The sequence below is a fragment of the Vibrio sp. Vb1018 genome, assembly GCF_033338775.1.
Classification (GTDB): Bacteria; Pseudomonadota; Gammaproteobacteria; order Enterobacterales; family Vibrionaceae; genus Vibrio; species Vibrio alginolyticus.
In genome coordinates this window covers 1-25,509 of sequence record NZ_JAWOTI010000012.1, presented here as the reverse complement: position 1 = coordinate 25,509, position 25,509 = coordinate 1, and the positions used below count along the sequence as shown (strand labels likewise).

Sequence of the window (25,509 nt, the reverse complement as noted above, 5' to 3'; positions counted from 1 at the left end):
TGAGTTAGTTATCACTGGAAATCGGGGAAAAGATTGGAGTGCGAGGATTTTATTGCGCAGGGGGGCTTTGTAGTGTGAGGTGTTATGAATCCGATTCTGGAAGCAATAAAAAACGGGAGCTGATACTCCCGTTTGTGGTCTCAGATTCTAGAGTTACGCGACACTATCCATCTGAGGGTATAGCGGCTTTGCGGCAAGCAGTTCCGGCTCAAAATCGTCAACGTTGATTGTATCTAGACGATGCTGTTCCGCTTCTCTGAGTAGATCGGCTTCTTCTTGCGTGATAAAGCCTTGCTCTAGCCCTTCCTGAGCAATCATATCCAAACGTAAGAATGGGCGACGCTTACCCTGCGCTTTACATACTTTGTCAAACACAGGCTCAGCTTGAAGAATGACTGATAGTGCAAGTTCAATCTTACCTGCTGCGTTGTGCTCGGTTGGTTCAAGGTATTGACCGCGACCAATGCGTGAGCGCGTTGCACTTGGCGTTTGTAGAATGCGCGCCACTTTACTGTCTAGTTTATCGCTTGGTGCTTTGCGTACGCGACCAAATGGCATGATTAATACGCGTAGCGCACGGCCAATTACTTTGTTCGGGAAGTTTGCTAAGAATTCATCTACTGCCACTTCCGCTTGTTTCAAACTGTCTTGTAGACCCCAGTGTACTAATGGTAAATCTTCGACTGGACGGCCATCTTGCTCAAAACGTTTCAACGTCGCAGAGCTCAAATATAGCTGGCTTAGAATGTCACCAAGACGTGCTGATAGACGCTCTTTACGCTTCAAAGAGCCACCTAGCACTGCCATTGAGATATCCGATAGCAGAGCAAGGTTTGCACTGTAACGGTTCAATTGTTGGTAGTAACGCTTGGTTGCATCTTTGGTTGGTGATGAAGAGCCCAGACCGTCGCTAAAACCAAACCAAATACTGCGCACTAGGTTACTCATTGTAAAGCTCACGTGACCAGCAAGCGCTTTATCAAATTTCTCGACAGCATTACTTGCTTCAGAATACGCCGCGTTCATTTCTTCAAGAACGTACGGATGGCAACGGATTGCGCCTTGGCCAAAGATGATCATTGAGCGTGTTAGAATGTTAGCACCCTCAACCGTTACCGCGATTGGCGCACCTTGGTAACCACGAGCTAGGAAGTTAGAAGGTCCCATACAGATACCTTTACCGCCTACGATGTCCATTGCATCGATGATGCTTTGCTGGCCGCGGTGCGTACAGTGATACTTCACGATAGCTGAGATTACTGATGGCTTTTCACCTAAGTCGATACCCGCAACGGTTAAGTTGCTTGCTGCATCCATCACGTAAGCATTACCACCCAAGCGTGCTAATGGTTCTTCAACCCCTTCCATATGACCGATCGGCTGTTTGAACTGACGGCGAATACGTGAGTAAGCACCGGTTGCCATTGCCGCAGTTTTGATGCCACCTGTTGAGTTTGAAGGTAGTGTGATACCACGTCCAACCGACAGACACTCAACCAGCATACGCCAACCTTGGCCCGCCATTTTTTCGCCACCGATAATGAAATCGATAGGAACAAAGATGTCTTTACCGCGCGTTGGACCATTTTGGAATGGCACATTGAGTGGGAAGTGTCGGTTACCAATCTCAACACCTTTGACATCAGTTGGGATAAGCGCACAAGTGATGCCAAGATCTTCTTTGTCGCCTAGCAAACCTTCAGGATCGCGAAGTTTAAATGCTAAGCCTAGTACCGTTGCGACTGGCGCTAGGGTGATGTAGCGCTTGTTCCAAGTCAGGCGCATACCCAGTACTTCTTTTCCTTCCCATTCGCCTTTACAGACCACACCGTAATCTGGAATAGATCCAGCGTCAGAACCCGCTTCTGGACTTGTTAGGGCGAAACAAGGGATTTCCTTACCTTCAGCTAGACGCGGTAAGTAATGATTTTTTTGATCTTCAGTACCGTAGTGTTGCAGTAGCTCACCTGGGCCCAAAGAGTTAGGAACACCAACGGTAGACGATAGAACGCCAGAAACACCCGTTAATTTTTGTAGTACCAAAGATTGCGCGTATGCTGAGAATTCCAGACCACCGTACTTTTTCTTAATGATCATGGCGAAGAACTTATGATCTTTCAGGTATTGCCAAACTTCTGGCGGTAAGTCCGCGAGTTCATGGGTCACTTGGAAATCACTCACCATGGCGCACACTTCATTCACAGGGCCGTCTAAAAAGGCTTGTTCTTCCGCACTTAACTTAGGTGCTTGAATCGCGTGTAGCTTTTGCCACTCTGGTTTGCCTTTAAATAGTTCGGCTTCCCACCAGACGGTACCTGCGTCTAACGCTTCTTTTTCGGTTTGAGACATAGCTGGCAGCACTTTCTTGAAAAGCACTAACGCTTTGCGGCTAATTAAAGACTGACGTACGCCAGGAACCGCTAGCACAGCTGCGGCGAGAACGTAAATCGCCCAACCAATAACGCCGACAGTACCAGCTACTGTAAGAGCCAGCATGGCTGCGGTGAGTAAGCTAATAGATTTCACGAGAGACATGCGGTGGTAGAGCGTAATGCCTAGCACGATCGCCATCGTGATGATTGAGAGCAAGATGTCCATATGTATTTTCCTTTTCAGACTTTATAAGTTTTGTACGTCTGTATGTTAGGTAAGAGGTCTAACCAGTTGGTTTAAGTGTAATCAAAATATTAAGGAAATGTAAAACATAAGATTGGATAAAAAGTGATCTAAGTAGAGTTAAAATTCTAAAGTTGAGATTTGAGTGATGGTTTCATGAGCAAGTTGACAAGTTTATTACCATCACTAATCTAAATCTGTTGGTTCACTATCGACACTAATTCTCGTTTGTGGGTAAACTCAGAGTAATCAAACCCGAGTTCAGGTTTATGAAATGTCCGATACCAAATTGGTATCAGAACAATTTGCTCAGTGAGTCAAGAGCTGACTGAAGCCGAAATAATAAAGAGAACGTCTTATGTACCATGATCTGATTAGAAGTGAATTAAACGAAGCTGCTGAAGTGCTCAACAAATTTTTAAGCGATGACCATAACATTGCGCAAATCGAAGCAGCGGCGAAAATGATTGCTGACTCATTCAAGCAAGATGGTAAAGTATTGTCGTGTGGTAACGGTGGTTCTCACTGTGATTCAATGCACTTTGCCGAAGAGCTAACAGGCCGTTACCGAGAAAATCGTCCTGGCTATGCTGGTATTGCTATTTCAGATCCAAGCCACCTTTCTTGTGTGAGTAATGACTTTGGTTATGACTTCGTGTTTTCACGTTATGTAGAAGCGGTTGGTCGAAAAGGTGACGTACTGTTTGGTCTGTCGACGTCAGGTAACTCAGGTAACATCCTGAAAGCGATTGAAGCAGCACAAGCGAAAGGCATGAAGACGATTGCGCTAACAGGCAAAGATGGCGGCAAAATGGCAGGCCTTGCAGATATTGAAATTCGCGTGCCACACTTTGGTTATGCAGACCGCATTCAGGAAATTCATATTAAGATTATTCATATCATCATCCAGTTGATTGAAAAAGAGATGGAATAATCGTTTTACGGCCACCGTTTCGAGCTGTGTTGTTAGGGAGTTTTTTAAACCATGTGTGAATTGCTCGGTATGAGCGCTAATGTTCCAACGGATATTTGTTTCAGTTTTACTGGGCTCATGCAGCGTGGAGGTCGAACCGGCCCACACCGTGACGGATGGGGGATCACCTTCTACGAAGGGAAGGGCTTTCGAACCTTCAAAGATCCCAAGCCAAGTTGTGAGTCTAAAATTGCAGAGTTGGTACAAAATTATCCCATCAAAAGTCGTGCGGTCGTTAGTCATATCCGACAGGCGAATCGTGGTGGTGTTAATTTAGAAAATACTCATCCCTTTACACGTGAGCTGTGGGGTAGGTATTGGACGTTTGCGCATAACGGTCAGCTCTCTGGCTATCAAGACTTGCATACAGGTCGACATCGACCTGTCGGTGAAACAGATAGTGAACTGGCATTTTGCTGGTTATTGAAGCAAATGGAAGATCGATATCCTGAGCCACCAAAGGATATGGAGTCGGTATTCTTATATGTTGCTAAATGTTGTGATGAGCTAAGAGAGAAGGGTGTATTTAACATGCTTCTGAGTGATGGTGAGTATGTAATGACGTATTGCACCAATCATTTGTATTGGATCACAAGACGCGCACCGTTTGGAAAAGCCGCGTTGCTTGATGAAGATGTGGAAATTAACTTCCAAGAAGAAACAACGCCACACGATATCGTTTCTGTGATCGCAACTCAACCTTTGACGGGCAACGAAGCTTGGCAGCGTATGAAACCTGGCGAATACGGCTTGTTTCACCTAGGTGAACTAGTCAAAAATAATGCCTCTGAACTGGTAAATGTGCCGTTTGCGGCGGCTAAGCCGGGCAATCAAGCGCCAACCGAACCGTTAGAGTGATGGTCTCTTACTCTGAATATAAAAATAAAGCTCGCTTAATCGCGAGCTTTATTTTTATGCGTTTTAAACCGAGGGCGGATACGGATGAGCATTCTTACTTTCTAGAGTGCTGGTAGTAGAGTCCTAGTCTCGCTAAGGCTTGCTGTAAAGACGTAACTGATAGAAATTTCTCATAAAACATCTCGTCAGTCTGAACGGTGAAGAACGAACCAGATTCAGAATCTACTTTCCGAGTGTTATGTTACTCAAGTGGTTATGGGATTTTTTAGAATGTTGGGTTTTAGGTTTCTAGTCTCACCATGGTTTTCTTGAATCAAGTTTATAAGTATTAAAACAACCAAGAGCAGCCCTCAGGCTGCTCTTTTGTGCTTGGAGTTTATTATTCAGGGCTACTCATCTGAGGCGTACCCATGTACGCCAAGCTCTGCGCCATCTAAATAGGCTTTACCATCCTTCATGATCAACCGCTCGTCTACCAGCCACTTAGCCACCATAGGGTAGATTCGGTGCTCCTGCGCCTGAACACGTGCCGCAAGTACACTAGCATCATCGTCTTCGAACACAGGAACTTTTGCTTGCAGTATGACAGGGCCACCATCAAGCTCTTCCGTTACAAAGTGCACACTCGTACCATGTTCTTTATCGCCAGCATCAATTGCTCTCTGGTGTGTGTGTAGCCCAGGATATTTTGGTAGAAGAGAAGGGTGGATATTGATCATCTTACCCATGTAATGAGAAACAAATGCGCTGCTCAGAATGCGCATGTAACCAGCAAGAATAATCACGTCTGGTTGGTATTCATCTATTTGACTCATTAGCTCTGCATCAAAGCTTTCACGCGAGCTGAATGCTTTAGGGTCGACAAAGTGACCGTCTACATCAAACTTTTTTGCACGTTCTAAACCAAAAGCATCTGCTTTGTTAGAGAACACGGCTGCCACTCGTGCGTTTGGCATGCTGTCTTCGCAAGCTTCCAAGATAGCTTGCAGGTTACTTCCGTTACCCGAGATGAGGACCACAAAGTTTTTTAGGGTATGGTTTTTCATGATGTCGAGAGCGCCTTGGTATTGTAGGTTGGAGTTATGTAGCTTCTAAACTACCTACTAATAGAATGGTTTTTAGTGTTCTAGATAGCAAAATGAGGACCTAGTCATCTAGTGTCCTCATTCTTCTTATCTTTTGAGCTCGATTTGCAAATTATTGGATTTCAACTTGCTCTTCGTTCGCGTCTGCTTGTGCGATTTGACCAATCACCCACGCGTTTTCGCCTTCTTCTTTAAGAAGAGCAACTGCTGCGTCTGCCTGGTCTTTCGGTAGTGCGACGATTAGACCTACACCACAGTTGAATGTGCGGTACATTTCGTGTGTGTCGACGTTGCCTTTCTCTTGTAGCCACTTGAAGATAACTGGCCATTCCCAACTGTTACCATCGATAACTGCTTTCGTGCCTTCAGGCAGTACGCGTGGGATGTTTTCCCAGAAACCACCACCAGTGATATGAGAAATCGCATGGATGTCGTGTTTCTCAATCATCTTAAGTGCTGACTTGATGTAAATTTTTGTTGGTTCTAGTAGGTGCTCACCAATAGTGCGGCCTGCTAGCTCTTCGCTCTTATCTGCACCAGATACTTCTAGGATCTTACGGATAAGGGAGTAACCGTTTGAGTGTGGGCCGCTTGAGCCAACAGCGATAAGTGCATCACCAGCAGCGACTTTCGTGCCGTCAATCACGTCTTCTTTTTCTACTACGCCAACACAGAAACCAGCTACGTCGTAGTCTTCGCCTTCATACATGCCCGGCATCTCCGCAGTTTCGCCACCAATTAGGGCACAACCTGCTTGAACACACCCTTCAGCGATACCTGAAACAACATCCGCTGCGGTATCAACGTCTAGTTTGCCTGTTGCATAGTAATCTAGGAAAAACAGTGGCTCTGCGCCTTGCACGATAAGATCATTTACACACATTGCCACTAGGTCGATGCCGATCGTGTCGTGCTTGTTCATATCCAGTGCTAGGCGAAGTTTTGTGCCAACGCCATCAGTACCAGAAACCAGTACAGGTTGTTTGTATTTAGTTGGCAATTCGCATAGCGCGCCAAAACCACCGATACCACCCATAACTTCAGGGCGACGAGTACGTTTTACCGCACCCTTAATACGATCCACAAGCGCGTTGCCTGCATCAATATCTACACCAGCGTCTTTATAGCTAAGAGAAGAGTTGTTACCACTCACAGGGAAGTCCTCGGTATTAAGTTGGATATGAAAACGGCGCTATTCTAACAGTGCTTAAACATAGATAGCAAACGTTTGCGTCTGTTTTTTTCTTTAGTGATTTATCCTGATATCCCTGTGAAAATCATGTATAATCTGAAGGTTTGTTTAAATATTGCCAACTATAGCCGGAGATGGACATGAAAGTTGTTGAAGTAAAGCACCCTCTAGTAAAACATAAAATTGGTCTAATGAGAGAAGGTGACATCAGCACAAAACGTTTTCGTGAGTTAGCGACTGAGGTCGGTAGCCTACTTACTTACGAAGCAACGTCAGACTTTGAAACAGAAAAAGTGACCATTGATGGTTGGAACGGTCCGGTAGAAGTAGACCAGATTAAAGGTAAAAAAGTAACCGTAGTGCCAATCCTACGTGCAGGTCTAGGCATGATGGATGGAGTTCTTGAGCACATGCCAAGCGCACGTATCAGTGTTGTGGGTATTTACCGTGATGAAGAAACGCTTGAGCCAGTTCCTTACTTCAACAAGCTTGCTTCAAACATCGAGGAGCGTATTGCGCTTGTTGTTGACCCAATGCTTGCAACAGGTGGTTCTATGATTGCTACTATCGATCTCCTAAAAGAGAAAGGTTGTAACCAAATCAAAGTGCTGGTACTTGTTGCTGCACCAGAAGGTATTGAAGCGCTAGAAAAAGCACACCCAGATGTTGAGCTATACACTGCGGCAATCGATGAGAAGCTTAATGACAAAGGCTACATCGTTCCGGGTCTAGGCGATGCAGGTGATAAGATCTTCGGTACTAAGTAATTCTTTGATGTATTACTATGACTGAACAGAAAAAGGCTTGGTGAAAACCAAGCCTTTTTGTATCTACAAGAGGAGAAGAGTAAGACACGCCACCTAATAAAGCGGCGCAAACGAACTATTTCGCGCTTTCTTCTTCCATTTGTGCGTTATCCACAACGTGGTTTTCACCTAAATCGTTTGGTAGCACAAGGTTAAGAATAATTGCCACGATACCGCATAGGCTCACACCTTGTAGACTGAACTCACCAATACCGAAAGCCATACCACCAATGCCAAACACAAGGGTTACGGCAACAATCACTAGGTTACGAGACTTATGTAAATCAACGTTATTCTTGATCAGTGTGTTGAGGCCTACCGTTGCGATAGAGCCGAACAGCAGAATCATGATACCGCCCATGACAGGAACTGGAATCGTTTGAAGAACCGCACCTAGCTTACCTACCAATGCAAGTACGATTGCGGTGATTGCTGCCCAAGTCATGATCACAGGGTTAAATGCTTTGGTTAGCATTACCGCTCCTGTTACTTCACTGTAAGTGGTGTTTGGTGGAGCACCCACCATCGAAGCTGCGATAGTTGCCACCCCGTCACCTGCGATTGTGCGGTGAAGGCCTGGTTTTTTCAGGTAGTTTTTACCTGTAACGTTTGAGATAGCAAGCATGTCACCTACGTGCTCAACCGCAGGTGCGATAGCGACAGGAATCATGAACAAAATTGCGTTGATATTGAACTCTGGCGCGGTGAAGTTTGGCATGGCTAGCCAAGCCGCTTGTTCTACGGGAGTGAAATCAACCACACCGTAGAATAGAGAAACAGAGTAACCAGCAAGAATACCACCAACAATAGGAACGAGCTTCAAAAAGCCTTTTGCAAAAACGCTGAGTACAATGGTTGTGAGCAGTGAGACCGCCGAGATAATGATCGCAGCATCACCATTAACTAGCTGTGCAGCTCCATCACCAGTTTTACCTACCGCCATGTTCACTGCCGTTGGGGCAAGGCCAAGGCCGATAACCATGATCACAGGGCCAACGACAACGGGCGGGAGAATTTTATGGATAAATCCAACACCGCGCACTTTGATCATCGCCCCTAGAGCCACATAAACTAAGCCCGCTGCCATCAAGCCGCCCATCGTTGCACCGATACCCCAAGTTTGGATACCGAACATAATAGGAGCAATAAACGCAAAAGAAGAGGCAAGGAAGATGGGAACAGAACGTTTAGTCATTAATTGGAAGAGGAGAGTACCGACACCGGCACCAAAGAGGGCTACGTTTGGATCAAGGCCAGTTAGGAGCGGCACAAGCACCAAAGCACCAAAAGCGACAAAGAGCATTTGAGCGCCTTGTAACGCGTTTTTCATAATAATTCCCTATTTTCAAGATACGCAGACAAATCCGGCGAATACTATCATCCTGCAATCGTTTGCAATGTTGCATAGATCAAACTTTCGATTGAATTTTTCTCATAAATAGCACTTTTGAGAGTTGCTTGCTTGCAAATTGTCCTCTTTTACGTGTCTTGCGTGAAGATGAAAAATGGACAGCCTAACTTGTTGAGATAGCTTAATAAGCAATGAGTTTATTATAAAAAATAGCACTGAAGCGCTGGTTGAGGCCCGAGTTAACAAAGCTGGTCATAATACAGACAATTTACTCAGTACTTGCCTTGCTCAAGATTTGATAGTTGCTTATTATTCGGGTTCTTGTTCAGAGGATTATAAAAACTATGCGCTATTTAGCTCTCTTACTGATAGGTTGGTTGTCCCTACCAGTATATGCATTAACTCAGGTGGATATCTATCGTGCCGAAGTGGTTATCGACAGTGAGCAGAACGACGGTGAGTCTTTGGCTCGTCAACAAGGTATGCAGGATGTGATTGTTCGAGCGACCGGTTCTCAATCCTCTTTAAGCAATCCAGTGATTAAAAAGGCACTTAGCTCAAGTGCGCGTTACATTTCTCAACTGAGCTATGGGCAGGTTGATGGAAAAGCGAGCCTAAAAATGTTGTTTAACAACGACCAAATCAGCTCTCTTTTAACACAAGCACAATTGCCATCTTGGTCGCCAAATCGTGCCAATATTTTAGTTTGGATGGTTGAAGAACAGGGTTACGATCGTAACATTGCGTGGGAACATTCTGAATCTTCAAATGTTGCAGCACTTCTTAGCGCAGCGAAATTAAGAGGCCTACCAATCACTATCCCGGTTGGGGACTTTGATGATGTAACCGGTGTTAATGTCTCTGATCTTTGGGGCGGCTTTATTGAGCCAATTGGTCAAGCCAGCCTGCGCTACCCAGCTGACGCCGTTTTGGTTGTACGAGCTCAAGGTGAACAAATTCGTTGGACACTCTACGACCAGTCGCCAACGAGAATTGTAGAAGCGCAACGTTCTCCGCGTAGCGGGTCTGCATCAGGTGCTAATGCTATTGCAGAAATGGTGGATGGCATCGCAGACTACTATGCAAGTAAGAGTGCAGTTGTGGTTTCAGGAAAGTCTTCAAAGGCGCTAGCAGTGAAAGTCCTTAATGTAACCTCTGCCACGGACTTCTTCCGTTTAGAGAATGCGCTAAAACAACTTAATTCGGTTGCGGGTACAGAGATTAAGCGTGTTCAAGGGGACGAGTTAACGCTCAACATCCACCTTTTGGCATCACAACAAGCTTTTGAGAAAGAAGCTTCTTCTATTTCTCAGTTAATGGTTTTTGAAGATCCTTTAGGTGAAGTTGATGCCCCAGCTTCAACTCAAGAAGAAGAGCCATTGGTTCAGAGTAATGAAGCAAAAGACGCCGCGACGCCAAAAGAAGCGCAGCCTGAAGTACCAGTAGATATTGTGGCAGAAGCAAGTGACGAAACACAGCCAACTCAGCCGATGATTGTGGAGCCTGTCCGAGAACAGTATGACTTGATCTACGAGTGGCGCTCGGCATCGTAATCTCCTTGGTAGCGTTCCAGGCGTGAAACGCAAGGATCAAAGACCAATGTGGTAAGCATAAAAAAGAGTCGCAATAGCGACTCTTTTTGTTTTCTAAATTCGTATTCGAACCAATGATCAGTGATTGACTGCGATTGGCGTTATTTATTGAATTTCGCTTTTTCTTCTTTTTCTACTTGAGAGAGGCGTTTCAACTTAAGACCTAGCTCTTTGCCTCTCGCTCTAGCAAACAAAATATTACCAGCGAAACCGAGTGAAGTCAGTATCAGTTCCACTGCCGCAAGCCAGCGTTCACCCCCATCCACATAAAGGATGGTCAGCGCATGCAAGAAATACAGCATAAGAACAAAGTTAGCCCAAGCATGAGTGTAAGGCTTACCAGCTAAAATACCAGGCAACGGAAGTAGTAGCGGAATACACCAAGCAATAGCAAGTGTTGTGCTGCTGAGGTGAGGGTGAGGGGATAACGCAAGCTGCCAAATAGCGACCCAGGCTAATAAGGCTAAGTTGCCAAATAAAGCCAGGTAACGATAGGTTTTAGCCTGTGTACCGAGTGGTGTTTGGTCTAAAGAGTCAGACATCGATTAACTATCCTTGATTTTACTAACAGACTTTTAGTTTTAACGCTGCAGTTGCCAGCCTTTTGCCTAATTGTTGTGCCAGGCGAATCTCTTCACTGCTCAGGGTCGCCTCATGGCCTACACTGCTGGCGCCATACGGAGTGCCTCCGGACTGCGTAGTGTGTAACTCTGGCTCGGAATAAGGAATGCCCAAAACCATCATCCCGTGATGCAATAAAGGGGTCATCATGCTTTGTAACGTTGTTTCTTGACCACCATGCATCGAGGACGAAGAGGTAAAGACACAAGCAGGCTTATCGATTAAGTCACCACTGACCCATAAAGATGTAGTCTGATCCCAGAAGTGCTTTAAAGGCGCAGCCATGTTGCCAAACCAGACGGGGCTGCCAAACGCTAGACCGTCGCACGTTTTCAGTTCCTCTAGAGTAACAATTGGATCAGAAGGGGAGTGTGAGTGAGGTGACAATTCTTCAACTGTACGCAAAATTGCTTGGCATTGAGGAGTCGATTCGACTCCTCTTGCTATTTGTCTTGCCAGTTGTTTTGTCGAGCCATGACGGCTGAAATACAAAATAAGGATCTGGCAATCCATTTATAAAATATCCAACACTTGCTCTGGTGGGCGACCAATTTTTGCTTTGCCGTTAGCAACGACTACCGGACGCTCAAACAACTTTGGATTTTTCGCCATTGCTTCGAATAATTGCTCATCGCTGACGGAGTCTTCGCCTAAGCCAAGCTCTTTATATTCACTTTCTTTAGTGCGCATCATTTCACGTACAGATGAAAAGCCAAGCTGGGCGTACAGCGCTTTTAGTTCATCCACGTTAAGTGGTGTGTCTAGGTATTTGACGACTTCCGGTGTAACACCATTTTGCTCAAGCAGTTCAAGTGTTTGACGGCTCTTTGAGCAACGAGGGTTGTGATAAATCACGACTGACATGGTTTTCTCCATTTCGTTATTGTAATGCCATGAATCGATCTCTTTGGATCATGAGTTGGTCGATACGGGCATCGTATCGCGCTTGCTCTAAGCTGCCCAACTTGGCCATTTTACTTGCTTCACTATAATATTGAATCGCTTTATTCCAATTTGCTCGCAATGCCAAAATTTCTGCTCGAGCAGCCAACTCTTCATCGCTACGCCCCAGCGCGTGGTAGCTCTTCGATATTAGGTGCCAGCCATTTGTATCTTCAGGATAGTCATGAGTGTATCTTTGAAGAACTCGCGTGGCTTGATCGTTTTTATTGTCCTCAAGTAGTGCATTGGCATAGTTAATGGTCAATACTTTATTTTGAGGGTTCCGAGATAACGCTTTACGGAGCATCTCGGTCGCTTTTTCTGGCTGCTTCTTCTCGATGTATAAATCCGTCATAGCATCCAAGTAAAACGGGTTACTTGGGTCTTGTTCCAGTAACTTTTTCAAAATTGGTTCCGCTTGAGATAAGCGTTTATTGTCTAAATGCACGAGTGCTCGACCATAATCAAAAGCAGGTGTAATGTCCGCAGAGGCTTTCTTTTGAGTTCGCTCAAACCAGCTCAGGGCGGCTTGTCCATCAATGCCAGCGTAACGAGCCACAATGCGCGCGCGAGCTAGATGATAGTCTATTGAAGGCACAACACGCATTGGAGGATAGGTTCTTGCTCGCGCACGGCTATCGGTAATTCGATCTTCAGGCAGAGGGTGAGTCAGGAGCATTGGTGGCGGTTTACTCGCGTAACGATACTCATCAGCAAGACGGCCAAAAAACCTTGGCATTGCTTGAACATCAAAACCGGCTTTTGCTAGTGTCGAAATACCAAAGCGATCCGCTTCTTTTTCGTTTGCACGAGTGTAGTTGATTTGACTTTGCATGTTGCCCGCGGTTGCTGCTGTAATTGCAGCCATCCCCGCTTCGGGTGAGGCAATTGAAAGTAGTAGTGCCCCCGCAAGTGCGGCTAATGTGGCCGGAGAGCGACGCGCTTGTTCTTCCATACTCCGAGCAAGGTGACGTTGTGTGACGTGCGCTATCTCGTGAGCGACAACAGAGGCCAGCTCACTTTCTGAACGAGCATGAAGAAACAACCCAGAATGCAGCGCTACATAGCCACCAAAAAACGCGAATGCGTTGATATTACGGTCGCGAATCATAAAGAAGTGGAACGGCGTTTTTACATCATTCGCATTGGCCACTAATTTGTGCCCAAGAGAGTCAATATATTCATTGATGACAGGGTCATTAACGATAGGTTTACTGGCTCTGAGCATACGCATATAGGCGTCGCCATAAATCAACTCTTGGTCTATTGAAAGCGTGCCACCAGCAGCTGTGCCAATGTCTGGCAAGTCAATGCTATTGGCATAAGTTGTCGGCGAACTGATGGCAGCAGCAAGACATAAGCAAACTAGCGAGCGAGTGCGTTTTAACATACGTTTACAAGGTTCTCCAAAATACATAAGCATGTGGTTACAGGTCGAGAGCCTATTAACAGCGCCACATACGTTTTGGTTATCCGTGAGGATATAAGCTAACAGTAAGACCGGAAATAAATGAATTGGTTTCGTAAATTATTTTATATCCGAGCTATTTCAGCATGTGGTTAAATCATGTCAGAAGTGCTAGCACCAGCTCAAAAAGCCGTTACAATACAACCCTATCATAAGTGCAGAGCAATACAATGGAATCCATGTTACTTGATTTGCGTGAGCAACGTTGTCCTATGGCACTGTTACTTGCAAAGCGTCATGCTGCTGAGGTCTTTCAAGGAGAAGCAAAGCAGTATCATCAACTTGTCATTCAAGTGGTGGACAACAGCTCTAAACGAGACATTGTGAACTATCTTAGTGCCCAAGGGTACTCAGTTGATTGCCAATCTACATCAGAGCACTACACATTGACTGTCTTCAATAAGGAATCCGCATAAGATGTTTGAAATGGTTAGTCGTTGGTATAAACGACGTTTCTCTGACCCTCACGCAGTAAGTCTCGTCGCGATCTTGCTGTTTGGCTTTATCACCATTTACTTCTTTGGACACTTGATTGCGCCATTACTTGTCGCGATCGTTTTGGCTTATCTACTTGAATGGCCAGTTGTCAAAATGTGTCGTATAGGCGTGCCGCGCACCTTGTCGGTTATTATCGTTATCTTGGTCTTTGTCGGGTTGATGTTAATTGCGTTGTTTGGCTTGGTTCCGACGATTTGGACTCAGGTCGGTAATCTAATTAACGATATTCCGAACATGTACAACGGGCTACAAAAGTTTATTGTCACATTGCCAGAGCGCCATCCTGAACTAGCCAATTTAGAAATAGTAGAAACCGTGGTGACGAACGCCAAAAACCAAGCACTGGGGCTGGGTGAAAGTGTCGTCAAAGGGTCGCTTGCTTCATTAGTTAGCATTGCAACGCTAGCGGTATATTTGATCTTAGTGCCACTCCTTATCTTCTTTTTGCTTAAAGACAAAGAAGAAATGCTGCGAATCGCAAGCGGTATTCTGCCGAAAAACCGTAAATTGGCGAATAAAGTTTGGCATGAAATGAACGAGCAGATATCAAATTACATTCGCGGTAAAGTGTTAGAGATTTTAATCGTGGGCGGTGTGAGCTACGTGACTTTTGCCCTTTTAGATCTTCGTTACTCGGCGTTGCTTGCCGTAGCCGTTGGTCTGTCGGTTTTGATTCCTTATATCGGTGCGGCGGCTGTTACTGTACCTGTTGCTATCGTTGGTTTGTTCCAATGGGGTTTAACGCCTCCGTTTTATTGGTTGTTGCTTGCTTACGGTATTATCCAGGCGCTGGATGGTAATGTGTTGGTTCCTGTTCTGTTTTCCGAGGCAGTAAACTTACACCCAGTTGCTATCATTGTGGCTGTATTAGTCTTTGGTGGGCTGTGGGGTTTTTGGGGGGTGTTCTTCGCCATTCCTTTAGCGACATTAGTCAAAGCCGTATGGCATGCATTACCAAGCGCGGAAGAAAACGAACCTGTCGAACAAGAGTAGTTGTTACCAAAGGTACGATGGTTAAAAGAAAGCCCAGCAGTTTGCTGGGCTTTTTGTTTGTAGAAAAACAATAGCGTTTAAGCGTTTTCGTTTAAGTAGTTTAATACGACTTCGTGGTGATCTTTGGTTTTGAACTTGTTGAACACATGTTCGATCACGCCTTCTTCATTGATCAGAAAGCTAATGCGGTGAAGACCGTCGTATACTTTGCCCATGAATTTCTTTTCGCCCCAAACGCCGAACTGGTCAGCAACGGCATGGTCTTCATCAGAAAGCAGAGTGAAGTTTAAATCATCGCGCTCGATGAACTTGCCTAGGCGCTTTACAGGGTCGATGCTTACGCCGAGTACCACCACGTTATGTGCATCGAGTTCAGCTTTGATGTCACGAAGGCCTTTTGCTTGTGTAGTACAACCCGGCGTCATCGCCTTAGGGTAAAAGTAGAAAAGTACTTTCTTGCCTTTAAAGTCTTCAAGAGAAACGGTATTTCCGTCTTGGTCGAGCAAAGAGAAGGCTGGCGCTGGCGAGCCTGCTGTCAGCGTATTCATTTTGATTTCCTTTACTTTATAGTGTGTTTTTAATGAAATTCAGAGAACCTTGTACGTTGAGCGACTTACAAAGTTCATCGAAGTCTTCTTGTAACTGCATCAAATTAAAATCCGCGCTTACAGATGCAGTAATCGCAATGTGAAACTGGTCAGAATCGAGTTGAATTTTCGACTTGCTGATGGTTTGCGCGCTAAGAGAGTCTAAACCAATCTGCTGATCAGCGAAGAACTTAGTAAATTTTTCAGTTAACCCAGGGCGGTCTTCAGACTCAATAAACACTTCCATGGTGTAGCTGTTATCGAGCAGTTCGTGCGCCGCTGTGCGTTTCATGATCGTAATAAGGTCATGTTCTTGGCCAAGCAGGGGCAATTGCGTTTCAACTCGAGTCACGCTGCTGGCGTTCCCAGTCAGGAGCATGATCAGCGTAAATTCGCTGCCAAAGATAGCGATACGGCTATCGACTATGTTACAACCAGCTTGAGTAACGAGCTGTACGACTTGGTTACAAATGCCTGGACGGTCCGTTCCAACTGCTGTAAGTACCAGATGTTGCTTCATAAATGAGCTTCTTGTCCTTTCTTCAATAGAGAGATGTTAGCACAGATATTGCGAAGAAATATCGAGCCAGTTCTTTTTAGTCTATAAAAAGCAGGAGGATGTTGAGGGGAGTGGTGGGAAATAAACAGTAAATGCAGGCTGTAGGATAAACAAAACGTTTGCATGATGTGCTTGCCTATTGTCTGGCCGTTTTATTCACTTAGATCTGACTTGGCTAACAAGACCAAAGAGTATATTTTCCTTGCTTGTGCTCTTCAGTATTTTCCAAATCACTGATAGATTCTAAAGTCACTCGAAAGCCCAACACGATTATCAATATTGCCGTTAATCAAACCAAATAGAGCAATTAAGTTGCTAGACCTCTAACAACTGGTAATTATTCATTCATTTGTACTTTGTAAGCGAGTTTACGCTCTTGTGTTTTTCAATCGCATTACAGTACCATGCAGAAAGAGTTAAATGAGGGAGATAAACATGTTTTCAGGAAGTATCGTAGCGCTGATTACGCCATTCAAAGCAGATGGCGAAGTAGACTTTGACGGTCTGCAAAAGCTAGTAGAGTACCACGTTGAAGCGGGTACAGACGGTATTGTGGCAGTAGGCACAACAGGTGAGTCAGCGACACTGACCATTGAAGAGCATGTAAAGGTCGTTAATAAAACTGTTGAGTTTGCCGACGGTCGCATCCCTGTGATTGCTGGCACGGGTGCAAATGCAACCCATGAGGCAGTAACATTTAGCAAATTACTGGCTGATTCTGGTATTGCTGGCTTCCTGAGTGTGACACCGTATTACAACAAACCAACTCAAGAGGGTTTGTTTCTACATTACAAGGCAATTGCCGAAGCGAGTGATGTGCCTCTAATTTTGTACAACGTACCAGGCCGTACTGCTGTTGATATGCAGCCAGAAACAGTGGCACGCTTGTCAAAGCTTGATAATATCGTAGCTCTAAAAGATGCAACGGGCGATTTGGAACGAATTGCAATTCATCGTGAACTTTGTGGCGAAGATTTTATCTTACTAAGTGGCGATGATGCGACAGGGCTGGATTTTGTGAAACTTGGCGGCAATGGTGTTATCTCGGTAACGAACAATATTGCAGCTAAAGACATGGCAGACATGTTCCATTTGGCAAGTGAAGGTAAGTACGAAGAAGCAGAAGCGATTAACCAACGCTTGATGACTCTACACAAAAACCTTTTCATCGAAGCAAGCCCTATCCCAGTAAAATGGGCAGCGCAAAAGCTTGGTTTGATTGAAGAAGGTGGTTTGCGTCTTCCTTTAACTACGCTTTCTGAAAAATCGCAGCCGATCGTCGAGCAGTCGCTAACAGACGCCCATATTTATTAAGATTGAGCTATTAAGATTGAGTTACTAGGATTGAAGTTCATACTGGGGGCCAAAGCGCCCTCGGTGTTTTAGGAGTATAGATGAAGCTTTCAAGCCAGTTAGTGTTAAGTTCATTAGCTGTATTCGTATTGACTGCCTGTTCAGGTGGTGCCAATCAACGTCGTCAAGCAAAAGATGACTTCGAGTATTTGAACTCCCCAAATTTGGGTGAGTGGAATGTCCCACAGGGTGCACAGCCTCAGTTTTACCCTAACTACGAGATCCCTCAGGGTAACTACGCTGGTGGTGTCGGTAAAGATGTCGACATTCGTCCACCTCAACAAGTCCTAGAGCTTATTCCCGGTGCACGTTTGGACCGCAGCAGTGATGGTGAAGTGACACTTTGGCTACTTCGTAAAGATGAACTAGATAAAGTTTGGCAAACGATGCAAAACATGGTCGCGGCTAACGAGATTCCAGTTGAAAGCCAAACAGACTCTCGCATCGAGACAGGGTGGGTGACTTGGGATTCGCCAGATGAAGAGCTAGAAATTGGCAGCCGATATGAAATCGTACGCGCTGAAGCAAACGGTCGACACGGCTTTAAGGTGAGCCTTATTGACTGGCGTGAAGGCAATCAAGTGAAAGAAGTAACGGCGACCAACCGTGAGCGCTACAATGTGTTCATGACGAACTTGGTCACCGCTCGCTACGATCAAGAAGTGCGTGAAGAAGCACAGCGTAAAGCGCAAGAGTTGGTTAAACAGATCCCAATCACAATGGGTAAAGACCGCAGCGGACTTCCAGTGATTATCGCGCGTACGCAATACAACATGCTTTGGCAACGTCTGCCTAATATTCTACCTAAGATGGGCTTTAAGATTGAAGAGCGTAGCCAGTCTCAGGGCACAATCACTGCGAAATATGCATCTCCGGATGATGAATTCTGGAACGATATCGGCGTTAAACCAGTGGAGTTAGCCGCTGGTAAGTACACATTCTTACTTGGTGATTTAGGCAACCGTACGTCTATCAATATCACCGACTCCTCTGGCAAGCCAGTAGAAGAAGAGTTTTTGAAATCACTAGCGCCTGTATTGGCTGCAACAGTGAAGCAGTAAACAAAGCGAGCTTAACGCGGCGTGTTTACTTAATGATAGAAAAGGGACCTAGTGGTCCCTTTTTTGATGTTTAGATTAAATGTGTCGAGATGAAGCTGGTGAGTAACTAACGAGGCTCGTTTTTGTTTTTATCTTCTTCAGCGTAGCGCTGTTTATCCAATGTGTTCAGCTTATCTAAATCGTTCTTACGGCTTTTATCCATCTGACCAAACTTCATTTTTGCGGTATATTTGAGTGCGGCAATATTACCAATGACCACGCTCAACACTACAATAATAATGACCCAAGGATTGGTTAGTATTTCTATCATAGAGCCTCCGGCGGCGTGATATTGTGAATAAATTTGGCAACGACGTTATCCAAATTATTCAGTATGACGTCAATCCCTGCAATGTTGTCGGTCTGATTTTGTTTAATCAACTGGCTTCTGAGTACATCAAGCGTCAACTGCTCGAGGCATTGCTGCCCGACAGCGCGGTGACTAATGTGCCAAGGCTCAATCGAAACGCCACCTAAATCATGCTGATAAGGAAAGAAGAAACCGAACCGACCAAGGTTGGCTTTTAACCATTGGTAGAACGCCTGCTGGTGGCCTTCAAGATACTCCCAAGGTTCCAACTTGAGTTTTGTGTCAGCAGGCAATAAATTGCGCGCATAGACATCAAAATCACAACCCCAATGATGACGACTTCCTCCGGGCAATGCCGACCAGCGCAAAATGGCCATCAATTTCTCTTTGTCATTTAACTCTGCTTTATTCAAAGGGCGGGAGTTGATGTCGAGAATTGGCAACTCACCAGAAAACTTCCCGTTCCAGATGGCTTTTTGGCGATTAAAGTCACGAAAACCACTGGCGATTTCCATTTTGAAACCTGCTTCTGTTGCCGCTTCAATCATCTTTAGCAGATCGTCAGCCACTTCAGGGTGGAGTAGAAACGCTTTTTGATCCACTAAAGTGGATTGAAGATGGGAATCAGTGATTCCGGTGAGTTGCTCTGGTGTCATTGTGTTCTCGCTGATTACTTCGCCAATAGGTGCTTCAACGTGTTTTCGTACATGTCCGTCAACTTTTCAAGATCGTCGACTTTCACACACTCGTTCACTTTATGAATCGTAGCGTTAACAGGGCCTAACTCTACGACTTGACCTCCCATTCGAGCAATAAAACGACCATCAGAAGTACCGCCAGTTGTAAGTAGCGCTGGCTTCGTATCATTGACTTCGGCCACAGCAGCTACAACTGCGTCTAGCAGTGCGCCCGTATCGGTCAGGAATGGGTCACCGTTGAATGTCCATTTTAGGTCGTAGTCCAGCTCATGCTTGTCCAATGTTTCGGTAACACGCTGAACAATTGCGTCATTGTTAAGCTCAGTACTAAAACGTAGGTTGAACTGAACATGGAACTCGCCAGGAATAACATTAGACGCACCAGTGCCAGCCGATACATTCGGGATCTGAAAACTAGTCGGTGGGAAGTAATCATTCCCTTTGTCCCATTCTGTCGTCGCGAGTTCATGAATCGCGAGTAGAGACTCGTGCACTGGATTGCTGGCTAGGTGAGGGTAGGCCACGTGACCTTGTGTTCCTTTTACCGTTAAATCACCAGTGATGGATCCACGGCGTCCATTTTTCACTACATCGCCAACCACGTCGGTGCTGGATGGTTCACCAACAATACACATATCGATGTTCTCACCACGTTCCATCAACGTTTCTACAACGCGAACGGTACCATTGATAAATGGCCCTTCTTCATCTGACGTAATCAAAAAGCCAATTGAGCCTTTGTGGTCTGGGTTTTCTTCAATGAAGCGTTCGACAGCAACGACCATAGCAGCTAGTGACCCTTTCATGTCAGCTGCGCCGCGGCCATGCAAGTAACCATCAATAATGGTCGGTTCAAACGGATGTGTATTCCAGTGTTCCAATTTGCCAGCTGGTACCACATCGGTGTGGCCAGCAAACGCAAATAGCGGCGCTTCTGAACCACGTCGAGCCCAGAAGTTCGTGGTGTCTTCAAATACCATCACTTCAATTTCAAACCCGAGTGCTTTTAAGCGCTCGATCATCAAATCCTGACAACCTGCGTCTTCCGGCGTTACGGACTGTCTACTGATCAGATCTTTAGCAAGTGCCAATACTGGACTGTCTGTCATCCTTGAGTATTCCTTTATTTAAGAGTTGAAAATGCTAGCGTATTGATCAGCTTTAAAACCGATATGAAGTTGATCATTCACTTTTAACATTGGGCGTTTAATCATCGCAGGGTTTTCTACCAAAAGAGCGATGGCGTTTTCCTCGTTAAGTGTGTCTCTCTGCTCTTGCGCTAATTGGCGGTAGGTTGTGCCACGTTTATTGAGCACCTGTTCCCAACCTAAAGCGCGACAAAATTCACTTACCATTTCTGCATCAATGCCTTGCTTACGGTAGTCATGGAAGTCGTAAGCAATATCCTCGGCTTCTAACCATTTCTTGGCTTTTTTGATCGTATCGCAGTTGGGAATACCAAACATGGTAATCGACATAGTGTTTCCTTTTTCTTTGTTCTATTTTTCACTGGCGCGGTTAAGACGCACTTAAGTGATTTGGGCTGTTAAAGCATCCTATCAAGAAGCAATCAAACTGACAAAATGCGGTGGAAAATATTTTCAGATAGATTGAGATAACTAATGTCACATAACTTATTTACGATGAATGCGCTATAAATCGAATAAAAATTCGTCTAAATCAAATGGAAAAGTCGAGTTATTGATCAAACGCAACACCTCGCTGAGCAAAAACGAAATAATGAATCAGCACAATTTTAGGAGGTGTCAATGGAATTGAGTCCTGTTTTTGCAAGGCGGCTATATTTGGCCTTGTTGGTGGAAAACCTAGAAAGGCCGAATGTGCCAAAGTTGATCGAAAAAACGGGGTGGCCTCGTCGTACTATTCAAGATGTACTCAAGGCGTTACCTGGGATCGGCATTGAACTCATATTCGTTCAAGATGGCCGACGTCATAATGACGGCTATTATCAACTTTCAGATTGGGGGCCTTTTGATAGCCAATGGGTTCTAGAGCGGGAGAGAGATATCGCTAGCAGTCTTGGATTTCGTGCATAAGCCAGCAATTGCTGGCTTTTTTCATATTCAGGCCTCATCCATTGCAGCGGTAGGCGGAACCCAGCACGCTAAATGAAGTGATAAAATCTTGTGGGGAAACCATAAAAACGGTGTCCGCATCGATAGCCGCTGCATTGTTTTTTAAATCGTTCATCGCGCCTTGCATCATCGCGTCATTAGTCATGAAAATGTAGTTATACCAATGGCCTTCACTTCCGGTGACTTCGCCTTTGTATTCGCATCGCTCAGGGTCGAATTGCGCGTCAATGCGAATATGAACATCTTGACTTTGAGCATGAGTAAGGTGAGAAGGCATCGTGCAACCCGTTAGAAGCACGACAAAAAGTCCAAGTAACAGGCGTTTCATTAGCTATTTCCCCAATACTATGTAAGCAGCAAAGCCAATCCAGCTCAGGACAAGTAGTGTCCAAGGCAGTTTGCTTGATGAATGGTTTGGCGCATCGTCGGTGATATTGTCTTGTTCGATAATCTCTTCATGCTGACGTTGTTTTTCACGTTGCTGTTTTTTCTTCGCTTTATCGGCTTGGCGGTTGCGCTCTTTTTGTTGTTTCTTATATTGCGCGATGCCTTTTTCGATACCTTGAGCGATGAGCTTGGTTTGCTCTTTGGTTTGGCCGGGCTTTTGCGTGGATTTAGCAGTTCTCATCGCTTCGGCTTGTGTTTCTTGAGAAGGCACAGGGGTGGCAGGAGTTCTTTTTTTCATGTTTCTCATCAACGTCGCTGTAAATCTTTGTTTAGTTTACCTGTGTAAGGTGCTGAAATGAACTTCAGTTCTCATCTTTGTTGGCTTGCAACTCTGAAACGATAGGTTAAAGTGACGTTTTTATCACATAAAGAAGAAGATGTTGTGCGCTATTCGTTTGACCAATATGACGCCCATGGATTTTTAAAGGCGCCGATCATTTTATGGGTGGGATGGATGTTTCTTGTGCGTTCATGGGTGGTGTTTGCCATGGCTGGTGTAAGTCGTGATAGTGGCAGTAAGCTACTCGCTATTGTTTACCCAGATTCAAGTACGTTGTATTTAGGTTTGGCGATGGGCATTCCAAGTTTGCTTCTTATGTGGTTAATGGGGCTTCGTCATCCCGAAAGAGGATGGGTAAACAGAATTACTCGCTATGGTCGCGAGATCACTTTGATCTTGTGCGGTATTCAACTTGCTCAGACCATGTATCATGTGTACCTAGAACATGGAGTGTTTAATTGGGCAAACGCCCTTACCATTACCTTATTAGCTTGGTTTATGATCTATCTTCTAAATGGAAGATGGGTAAAAGACTGTTTTCATGTGCCACAATTGGCGCGCGATGAACAGCAGCATTCAAAGAATTAAAAACAATAACTTCCCACTCTGGGGCAAAGTAATAGAGGAAACCTCAATGTCACAAGCTCAAACGGCGATCGTGCCAGAAGCCGGGCCATTTGCACTGTACACTCAACTCAAAGTGAACCAAAACCGTGAAAACGTATTAGAAAAACTGAAAGCACTGCCAAAGTTGGTGGAAGAGTTAAACATTACCCAGCCGGGTGCAGCGCTGACGCTTTCTATCGCATTCACAAAATCGTTTTGGGAACACCTTAATGTAGACGCGCCAGAAGAGCTTATTGATTTTACTCAACTTGGCGAAGGTGACATCGTTGCTCCAGCAACAGACGTAGATGTACTGATTCACTGTCACTCGACTCGTCACGACTTGCATTTTTACGTGTTGCGTAAGTTCCTAGAAGAGACGGCACAAGATGTCACCATTGTGGACGAAACATATGGGTACCGTTACCTTGATGCTCGTGATATGACAGACTTTATTGATGGGACAGAAAACCCGAAAGGGGAGGCTCGCGCTGATGTGGCTCTAGTAAAAGAGGGCCCATTTGCTGGAGGCAGTTATGTCATGGCTCAACGCTTCGAACATAACCTTGCCGCTTGGAATCGCTTGAATGTCAAAGCGCAAGAAAAAGTGATTGGTCGTACCAAACCAGACTCTATAGAGCTAGAAGACGTTCCTGCTGCATCACACGTTGGTCGCGTTGATATTAAAGAAGAAGGAAAAGGTCTCAAGATTGTCCGTCATAGCTTGCCATACGGGACGGTAACAGGGCCTCATGGCCTGCTGTTTATTTCTTACTGCAATACACTTCATAACATTAAAGTGATGCTAGAAAGTATGTACGGCGTGACCGATGGTAAAACAGACCAAATGCTTCGTTTCACAAAAGCGGTAACTGGTGCGTACTTCTTCGCTCCTTCACAAGAAATGCTCGCAGAGCTAGCCATCAAGTAAGTTCTCAGACTTTATTTCTTAAGCCCTCCAATTGGAGGGCTTTTGTTTTCTATTTCTATTCCAATCTCTTTTCAAAAAACACTAAACTTTTCTGTTACTTGGTCGATAAGTACTCAAAGCCTTAATTTTAGGACTCTTTATTCGTGGCGATCACCGTTAATACCAATGTAGCAGCACTTGTCGCACAGCGTCATTTGACCAGTGCAACGGATATGCTGAACCAATCCATGGAGCGTTTGTCTTCAGGGAAGCGTATTAATAGCGCAAAGGATGACGCTGCGGGTCTGCAAATCTCCAACCGCTTGCAATCACAAATGCGTGGTTTGGATGTCGCGGTACGTAACGCGAATGACGGCATTTCCATCATGCAAACTGCGGAAGGCGCGATGAATGAGGTGACCAATATCATGCAACGTATGCGTGATTTGTCGCTACAGTCAGCCAATGGTTCAAACAGCAAAGCGGAGCGCAATGCACTGCAAGAAGAAGTCTCTGCTTTAAATGATGAGTTAAGTCGTATTGCAGAAACGACCTCCTTTGGCGGACGTAAATTGCTGAATGGCACATTCGGTACATCGTCTTTTCAAATCGGTGCAACGGCTGGTGAAGCGGTACAAATTGGCCTGCGGACCATGCAGCCGGAATCTTTAGGTAGCTTTTCAATGAGCTCATATCAAAGAGTCAGTTCAGATTGGACGGTTCAAAACGGAAATAATGAAATTGTTATCAGCTACCGTGATAACAATTTTGAAGAGCAGGAAATCCGTATTGAAGCTAAAGCTGGCGATGATATAGAAGAACTCGCGACTTACATTAATGGGCAAACCGATAAAGTGAAAGCGTCTGTTAATGAAGAGGGGCAACTGCAGTTACTCATGTCCCACAAGGACGCCTTAAAATACCCTGGACCAACCTTCAGTGGTGGCCTGGCTGATGAGTTAGAACTTGGCAAGTATGTCACCGTAAATAGAACGGTAGATAGTATTGATATTAGCACGGTCGGTGGCGCTCAGATGGCGGTCGGTATTTTAGATGATGCTTTGAAAACGGTAGATGGCAGTCGTGCGGAGTTAGGCGCGTATCAAAACCGCTTTAATCACGCGATCAATAATCTAGATAATATCCACGAAAACTTAGCCGCTTCCAACAGTCGTATCCAAGACACTGACTATGCCAAAGAAACTACGCAAATGGTGAAGCAACAGATTTTACAACAGGTCAGTACTTCTATTCTGGCACAAGCAAAACAAGCGCCAAACCTAGCATTGACCTTGCTTGGCTGATGAACGGCCTTGCCCGAATTTAACGCAAAACCTGCCTGTATCGACAATTCGAAAAGAAGCTTTAGCGAAAAATGAAAGTTTTTTTGCTTTTTTATCCGCTTTGTCACGATTACCCCTCCAAACGAATTATTTTCAAAAAAATCTAAAATTTTCTCTAAAGAAAACAGGGCATGCGCCGTTAATAAAAGTAACTTTGAGAGAACTACTTGGTTTTCCGAGACGTCGGAAACCGCTACACCGGAAAATCAATTGGAGAAATCACCA

At 45.1% G+C, this 25,509-nt stretch carries 29 protein-coding genes; 13 read left to right on the top strand and 16 right to left on the bottom strand.

All coding sequences use genetic code 11. The annotated features are described in order from the left end of the window. Nucleotides 1–153: 153 nt before the first annotated feature. Entirely contained in the window at nucleotides 154–2,598 is a 2,445-nt protein-coding gene (gene fadE / locus R7Z10_RS13785) for an acyl-CoA dehydrogenase FadE (RefSeq protein WP_064377460.1), read from the bottom strand. Nucleotides 2,599–2,974: 376 nt separating this feature from the next. On the opposite strand from fadE, the gene lpcA reads away from it, so the two are divergent. Together lpcA and R7Z10_RS13775 are read left to right on the top strand one after the other, a co-directional pair. After that, on the top strand, nucleotides 2,975–3,550 hold the full coding sequence (lpcA, locus tag R7Z10_RS13780) for a D-sedoheptulose 7-phosphate isomerase (protein WP_005380392.1): 576 nt from the start codon (nucleotides 2,975–2,977) through the stop codon (nucleotides 3,548–3,550). Nucleotides 3,551–3,601: 51 nt separating this feature from the next. Further along, nucleotides 3,602–4,447 carry a class II glutamine amidotransferase gene (locus R7Z10_RS13775; RefSeq protein WP_005380394.1) on the top strand — a complete coding sequence of 282 codons (846 nt, stop codon included), beginning with the start codon at nucleotides 3,602–3,604 and terminating at the stop codon, nucleotides 4,445–4,447. Between the two features lie 389 nt (nucleotides 4,448–4,836). On the opposite strand, the gene purN is transcribed toward R7Z10_RS13775, so the two are convergent. Both purN and purM read right to left on the bottom strand, forming a co-directional pair. Continuing rightward, nucleotides 4,837–5,493 (bottom strand): phosphoribosylglycinamide formyltransferase, encoded by a 657-nt coding sequence (gene purN, locus R7Z10_RS13770; protein WP_025768256.1) that lies wholly within the window; start codon nucleotides 5,491–5,493, stop codon nucleotides 4,837–4,839. 151 nt (nucleotides 5,494–5,644) lie between these two features. Continuing rightward, complete coding sequence (purM, locus tag R7Z10_RS13765) at nucleotides 5,645–6,685, bottom strand: phosphoribosylformylglycinamidine cyclo-ligase (RefSeq protein WP_005389861.1); 1,041 nt, start codon at nucleotides 6,683–6,685, stop codon at nucleotides 5,645–5,647. A gap of 179 nt (nucleotides 6,686–6,864) precedes the next feature. Between purM and upp the strand changes: the two genes are divergently transcribed. Then, nucleotides 6,865–7,491, top strand: a complete 627-nt coding sequence (gene upp / locus R7Z10_RS13760; RefSeq protein WP_005380401.1) for a uracil phosphoribosyltransferase — start codon at nucleotides 6,865–6,867, stop codon at nucleotides 7,489–7,491. A gap of 115 nt (nucleotides 7,492–7,606) precedes the next feature. Here upp and R7Z10_RS13755 read toward each other — a convergent pair whose 3' ends face one another. After that, nucleotides 7,607–8,860 carry a uracil-xanthine permease family protein gene (locus tag R7Z10_RS13755; RefSeq protein ID WP_005389855.1) on the bottom strand — a complete coding sequence of 418 codons (1,254 nt, stop codon included), beginning with the start codon at nucleotides 8,858–8,860 and terminating at the stop codon, nucleotides 7,607–7,609. A 365-nt stretch (nucleotides 8,861–9,225) separates the two neighbouring features. On the opposite strand from R7Z10_RS13755, the gene R7Z10_RS13750 reads away from it, so the two are divergent. Beyond that, nucleotides 9,226–10,434 carry a DUF2066 domain-containing protein gene (locus tag R7Z10_RS13750; RefSeq protein ID WP_213895684.1) on the top strand — a complete coding sequence of 403 codons (1,209 nt, stop codon included), beginning with the start codon at nucleotides 9,226–9,228 and terminating at the stop codon, nucleotides 10,432–10,434. 140 nt (nucleotides 10,435–10,574) lie between these two features. On the opposite strand, the gene R7Z10_RS13745 is transcribed toward R7Z10_RS13750, so the two are convergent. The 4 genes from R7Z10_RS13745 to R7Z10_RS13730 are packed head-to-tail and all read right to left on the bottom strand — an operon-like array spanning nucleotide 10,575 to nucleotide 13,426. Beyond that, nucleotides 10,575–11,015 carry a DUF2069 domain-containing protein gene (locus tag R7Z10_RS13745; protein WP_005380407.1) on the bottom strand — a complete coding sequence of 147 codons (441 nt, stop codon included), beginning with the start codon at nucleotides 11,013–11,015 and terminating at the stop codon, nucleotides 10,575–10,577. A 22-nt stretch (nucleotides 11,016–11,037) separates the two neighbouring features. Beyond that, nucleotides 11,038–11,607, bottom strand: coding sequence for an NAD(P)H:quinone oxidoreductase (gene wrbA / locus R7Z10_RS13740; protein WP_005380409.1), 570 nt, complete (start codon nucleotides 11,605–11,607; stop codon nucleotides 11,038–11,040). Next, entirely contained in the window at nucleotides 11,608–11,958 is a 351-nt protein-coding gene (arsC, locus tag R7Z10_RS13735; RefSeq protein WP_005380410.1) for an arsenate reductase (glutaredoxin), read from the bottom strand. 16 nt (nucleotides 11,959–11,974) lie between these two features. Continuing rightward, on the bottom strand, nucleotides 11,975–13,426 hold the full coding sequence (locus R7Z10_RS13730; RefSeq protein ID WP_005394337.1) for a M48 family metallopeptidase: 1,452 nt from the start codon (nucleotides 13,424–13,426) through the stop codon (nucleotides 11,975–11,977). Nucleotides 13,427–13,683: 257 nt separating this feature from the next. On the opposite strand from R7Z10_RS13730, the gene R7Z10_RS13725 reads away from it, so the two are divergent. Beyond that, entirely contained in the window at nucleotides 13,684–13,920 is a 237-nt protein-coding gene (locus tag R7Z10_RS13725; protein WP_005380414.1) for a sulfurtransferase TusA family protein, read from the top strand. A gap of 1 nt (nucleotide 13,921) precedes the next feature. Beyond that, nucleotides 13,922–14,995, top strand: coding sequence for an AI-2E family transporter (locus tag R7Z10_RS13720; protein ID WP_318105065.1), 1,074 nt, complete (start codon nucleotides 13,922–13,924; stop codon nucleotides 14,993–14,995). 77 nt (nucleotides 14,996–15,072) lie between these two features. Here R7Z10_RS13720 and bcp read toward each other — a convergent pair whose 3' ends face one another. Together bcp and R7Z10_RS13710 are read right to left on the bottom strand one after the other, a co-directional pair. Then, nucleotides 15,073–15,543, bottom strand: a complete 471-nt coding sequence (gene bcp / locus R7Z10_RS13715; protein ID WP_005380418.1) for a thioredoxin-dependent thiol peroxidase — start codon at nucleotides 15,541–15,543, stop codon at nucleotides 15,073–15,075. 16 nt (nucleotides 15,544–15,559) lie between these two features. Beyond that, nucleotides 15,560–16,102, bottom strand: a complete 543-nt coding sequence (locus R7Z10_RS13710) for a glycine cleavage system protein R (protein WP_005380420.1) — start codon at nucleotides 16,100–16,102, stop codon at nucleotides 15,560–15,562. Nucleotides 16,103–16,576: 474 nt separating this feature from the next. Here R7Z10_RS13710 and dapA point away from each other — a divergent pair, with 474 nt between their 5' ends. Together dapA and bamC are read left to right on the top strand one after the other, a co-directional pair. Beyond that, nucleotides 16,577–17,455: a 4-hydroxy-tetrahydrodipicolinate synthase gene (dapA, locus tag R7Z10_RS13705; protein WP_047102853.1), complete on the top strand. Its 879-nt coding sequence runs from the start codon at nucleotides 16,577–16,579 to the stop codon at nucleotides 17,453–17,455. 80 nt (nucleotides 17,456–17,535) lie between these two features. Beyond that, nucleotides 17,536–18,555, top strand: a complete 1,020-nt coding sequence (gene bamC, locus R7Z10_RS13700; protein ID WP_318105063.1) for an outer membrane protein assembly factor BamC — start codon at nucleotides 17,536–17,538, stop codon at nucleotides 18,553–18,555. Nucleotides 18,556–18,661: 106 nt separating this feature from the next. Here bamC and R7Z10_RS13695 read toward each other — a convergent pair whose 3' ends face one another. From R7Z10_RS13695 to R7Z10_RS13680, 4 genes are read right to left on the bottom strand one after another with little or no spacing between them, the layout of a single operon-like run. Beyond that, the gene (locus R7Z10_RS13695) at nucleotides 18,662–18,865 is read right to left on the bottom strand and encodes a DUF2897 family protein (protein WP_005380425.1); all 204 of its coding nucleotides are present in this window, start codon (nucleotides 18,863–18,865) and stop codon (nucleotides 18,662–18,664) included. Continuing rightward, nucleotides 18,862–19,560 carry a M15 family metallopeptidase gene (locus R7Z10_RS13690; protein WP_182016212.1) on the bottom strand — a complete coding sequence of 233 codons (699 nt, stop codon included), beginning with the start codon at nucleotides 19,558–19,560 and terminating at the stop codon, nucleotides 18,862–18,864. The genes R7Z10_RS13695 and R7Z10_RS13690 overlap by 4 nt, the downstream gene beginning before the upstream one ends. 14 nt (nucleotides 19,561–19,574) lie before the next feature. Beyond that, nucleotides 19,575–20,711: a succinyl-diaminopimelate desuccinylase gene (dapE, locus tag R7Z10_RS13685; RefSeq protein ID WP_005380429.1), complete on the bottom strand. Its 1,137-nt coding sequence runs from the start codon at nucleotides 20,709–20,711 to the stop codon at nucleotides 19,575–19,577. A gap of 18 nt (nucleotides 20,712–20,729) precedes the next feature. Further along, nucleotides 20,730–21,080, bottom strand: coding sequence for an ArsC family reductase (locus R7Z10_RS13680; protein ID WP_258634398.1), 351 nt, complete (start codon nucleotides 21,078–21,080; stop codon nucleotides 20,730–20,732). A 291-nt stretch (nucleotides 21,081–21,371) separates the two neighbouring features. On the opposite strand from R7Z10_RS13680, the gene R7Z10_RS13675 reads away from it, so the two are divergent. Then, the gene (locus R7Z10_RS13675) at nucleotides 21,372–21,659 is read left to right on the top strand and encodes a helix-turn-helix domain-containing protein (protein ID WP_005380433.1); all 288 of its coding nucleotides are present in this window, start codon (nucleotides 21,372–21,374) and stop codon (nucleotides 21,657–21,659) included. Between the two features lie 34 nt (nucleotides 21,660–21,693). On the opposite strand, the gene R7Z10_RS13670 is transcribed toward R7Z10_RS13675, so the two are convergent. Together R7Z10_RS13670 and R7Z10_RS13665 are read right to left on the bottom strand one after the other, a co-directional pair. After that, nucleotides 21,694–22,026 (bottom strand): DUF4156 domain-containing protein, encoded by a 333-nt coding sequence (locus R7Z10_RS13670; RefSeq protein WP_005380435.1) that lies wholly within the window; start codon nucleotides 22,024–22,026, stop codon nucleotides 21,694–21,696. Between the two features lie 3 nt (nucleotides 22,027–22,029). Beyond that, complete coding sequence (locus R7Z10_RS13665) at nucleotides 22,030–22,383, bottom strand: DUF2956 domain-containing protein (protein WP_053306707.1); 354 nt, start codon at nucleotides 22,381–22,383, stop codon at nucleotides 22,030–22,032. 144 nt (nucleotides 22,384–22,527) lie between these two features. Here R7Z10_RS13665 and R7Z10_RS13660 point away from each other — a divergent pair, with 144 nt between their 5' ends. The 4 genes from R7Z10_RS13660 to R7Z10_RS13645 form a co-directional block, all read left to right on the top strand. Next, nucleotides 22,528–23,013 carry a DUF2919 domain-containing protein gene (locus R7Z10_RS13660; RefSeq protein WP_318105114.1) on the top strand — a complete coding sequence of 162 codons (486 nt, stop codon included), beginning with the start codon at nucleotides 22,528–22,530 and terminating at the stop codon, nucleotides 23,011–23,013. 46 nt (nucleotides 23,014–23,059) lie between these two features. Then, complete coding sequence (locus R7Z10_RS13655) at nucleotides 23,060–23,962, top strand: Dyp-type peroxidase (RefSeq protein ID WP_033907102.1); 903 nt, start codon at nucleotides 23,060–23,062, stop codon at nucleotides 23,960–23,962. 143 nt (nucleotides 23,963–24,105) lie between these two features. After that, a complete protein-coding gene (locus R7Z10_RS13650; RefSeq protein WP_258634396.1) occupies nucleotides 24,106–25,245 on the top strand; it encodes a flagellin in 1,140 nt (379 codons plus the stop codon). Further along, the coding region (locus tag R7Z10_RS13645; RefSeq protein ID WP_225474167.1) for a hypothetical protein at nucleotides 25,238–25,509 on the top strand (272 nt) is incomplete at its 3' end. The genes R7Z10_RS13650 and R7Z10_RS13645, both read left to right, overlap by 8 nt.

What these genes read in the sequence shown, in the direction of transcription:
- fadE (WP_064377460.1), bottom strand. Translation starts at nt 2,598, where the DNA reads ATGGACATCTTGCTCTCAATCATCACGATGGCGATCGTGCTAGGCATT.
- lpcA (WP_005380392.1), top strand. Translation starts at nt 2,975, where the DNA reads ATGTACCATGATCTGATTAGAAGTGAATTAAACGAAGCTGCTGAAGTG.
- R7Z10_RS13775 (WP_005380394.1), top strand. Translation starts at nt 3,602, where the DNA reads ATGTGTGAATTGCTCGGTATGAGCGCTAATGTTCCAACGGATATTTGT.
- purN (WP_025768256.1), bottom strand. Translation starts at nt 5,493, where the DNA reads ATGAAAAACCATACCCTAAAAAACTTTGTGGTCCTCATCTCGGGTAAC.
- upp (WP_005380401.1), top strand. Translation starts at nt 6,865, where the DNA reads ATGAAAGTTGTTGAAGTAAAGCACCCTCTAGTAAAACATAAAATTGGT.
- R7Z10_RS13755 (WP_005389855.1), bottom strand. Translation starts at nt 8,860, where the DNA reads ATGAAAAACGCGTTACAAGGCGCTCAAATGCTCTTTGTCGCTTTTGGT.
- R7Z10_RS13750 (WP_213895684.1), top strand. Translation starts at nt 9,226, where the DNA reads ATGCGCTATTTAGCTCTCTTACTGATAGGTTGGTTGTCCCTACCAGTA.
- R7Z10_RS13745 (WP_005380407.1), bottom strand. Translation starts at nt 11,015, where the DNA reads ATGTCTGACTCTTTAGACCAAACACCACTCGGTACACAGGCTAAAACC.
- wrbA (WP_005380409.1), bottom strand. Translation starts at nt 11,607, where the DNA reads ATGGATTGCCAGATCCTTATTTTGTATTTCAGCCGTCATGGCTCGACA.
- arsC (WP_005380410.1), bottom strand. Translation starts at nt 11,958, where the DNA reads ATGTCAGTCGTGATTTATCACAACCCTCGTTGCTCAAAGAGCCGTCAA.
- R7Z10_RS13730 (WP_005394337.1), bottom strand. Translation starts at nt 13,426, where the DNA reads ATGTTAAAACGCACTCGCTCGCTAGTTTGCTTATGTCTTGCTGCTGCC.
- R7Z10_RS13725 (WP_005380414.1), top strand. Translation starts at nt 13,684, where the DNA reads ATGTTACTTGATTTGCGTGAGCAACGTTGTCCTATGGCACTGTTACTT.
- R7Z10_RS13720 (WP_318105065.1), top strand. Translation starts at nt 13,922, where the DNA reads ATGTTTGAAATGGTTAGTCGTTGGTATAAACGACGTTTCTCTGACCCT.
- bcp (WP_005380418.1), bottom strand. Translation starts at nt 15,543, where the DNA reads ATGAATACGCTGACAGCAGGCTCGCCAGCGCCAGCCTTCTCTTTGCTC.
- R7Z10_RS13710 (WP_005380420.1), bottom strand. Translation starts at nt 16,102, where the DNA reads ATGAAGCAACATCTGGTACTTACAGCAGTTGGAACGGACCGTCCAGGC.
- dapA (WP_047102853.1), top strand. Translation starts at nt 16,577, where the DNA reads ATGTTTTCAGGAAGTATCGTAGCGCTGATTACGCCATTCAAAGCAGAT.
- bamC (WP_318105063.1), top strand. Translation starts at nt 17,536, where the DNA reads ATGAAGCTTTCAAGCCAGTTAGTGTTAAGTTCATTAGCTGTATTCGTA.
- R7Z10_RS13695 (WP_005380425.1), bottom strand. Translation starts at nt 18,865, where the DNA reads ATGATAGAAATACTAACCAATCCTTGGGTCATTATTATTGTAGTGTTG.
- R7Z10_RS13690 (WP_182016212.1), bottom strand. Translation starts at nt 19,560, where the DNA reads ATGACACCAGAGCAACTCACCGGAATCACTGATTCCCATCTTCAATCC.
- dapE (WP_005380429.1), bottom strand. Translation starts at nt 20,711, where the DNA reads ATGACAGACAGTCCAGTATTGGCACTTGCTAAAGATCTGATCAGTAGA.
- R7Z10_RS13680 (WP_258634398.1), bottom strand. Translation starts at nt 21,080, where the DNA reads ATGTCGATTACCATGTTTGGTATTCCCAACTGCGATACGATCAAAAAA.
- R7Z10_RS13675 (WP_005380433.1), top strand. Translation starts at nt 21,372, where the DNA reads ATGGAATTGAGTCCTGTTTTTGCAAGGCGGCTATATTTGGCCTTGTTG.
- R7Z10_RS13670 (WP_005380435.1), bottom strand. Translation starts at nt 22,026, where the DNA reads ATGAAACGCCTGTTACTTGGACTTTTTGTCGTGCTTCTAACGGGTTGC.
- R7Z10_RS13665 (WP_053306707.1), bottom strand. Translation starts at nt 22,383, where the DNA reads ATGAAAAAAAGAACTCCTGCCACCCCTGTGCCTTCTCAAGAAACACAA.
- R7Z10_RS13655 (WP_033907102.1), top strand. Translation starts at nt 23,060, where the DNA reads ATGTCACAAGCTCAAACGGCGATCGTGCCAGAAGCCGGGCCATTTGCA.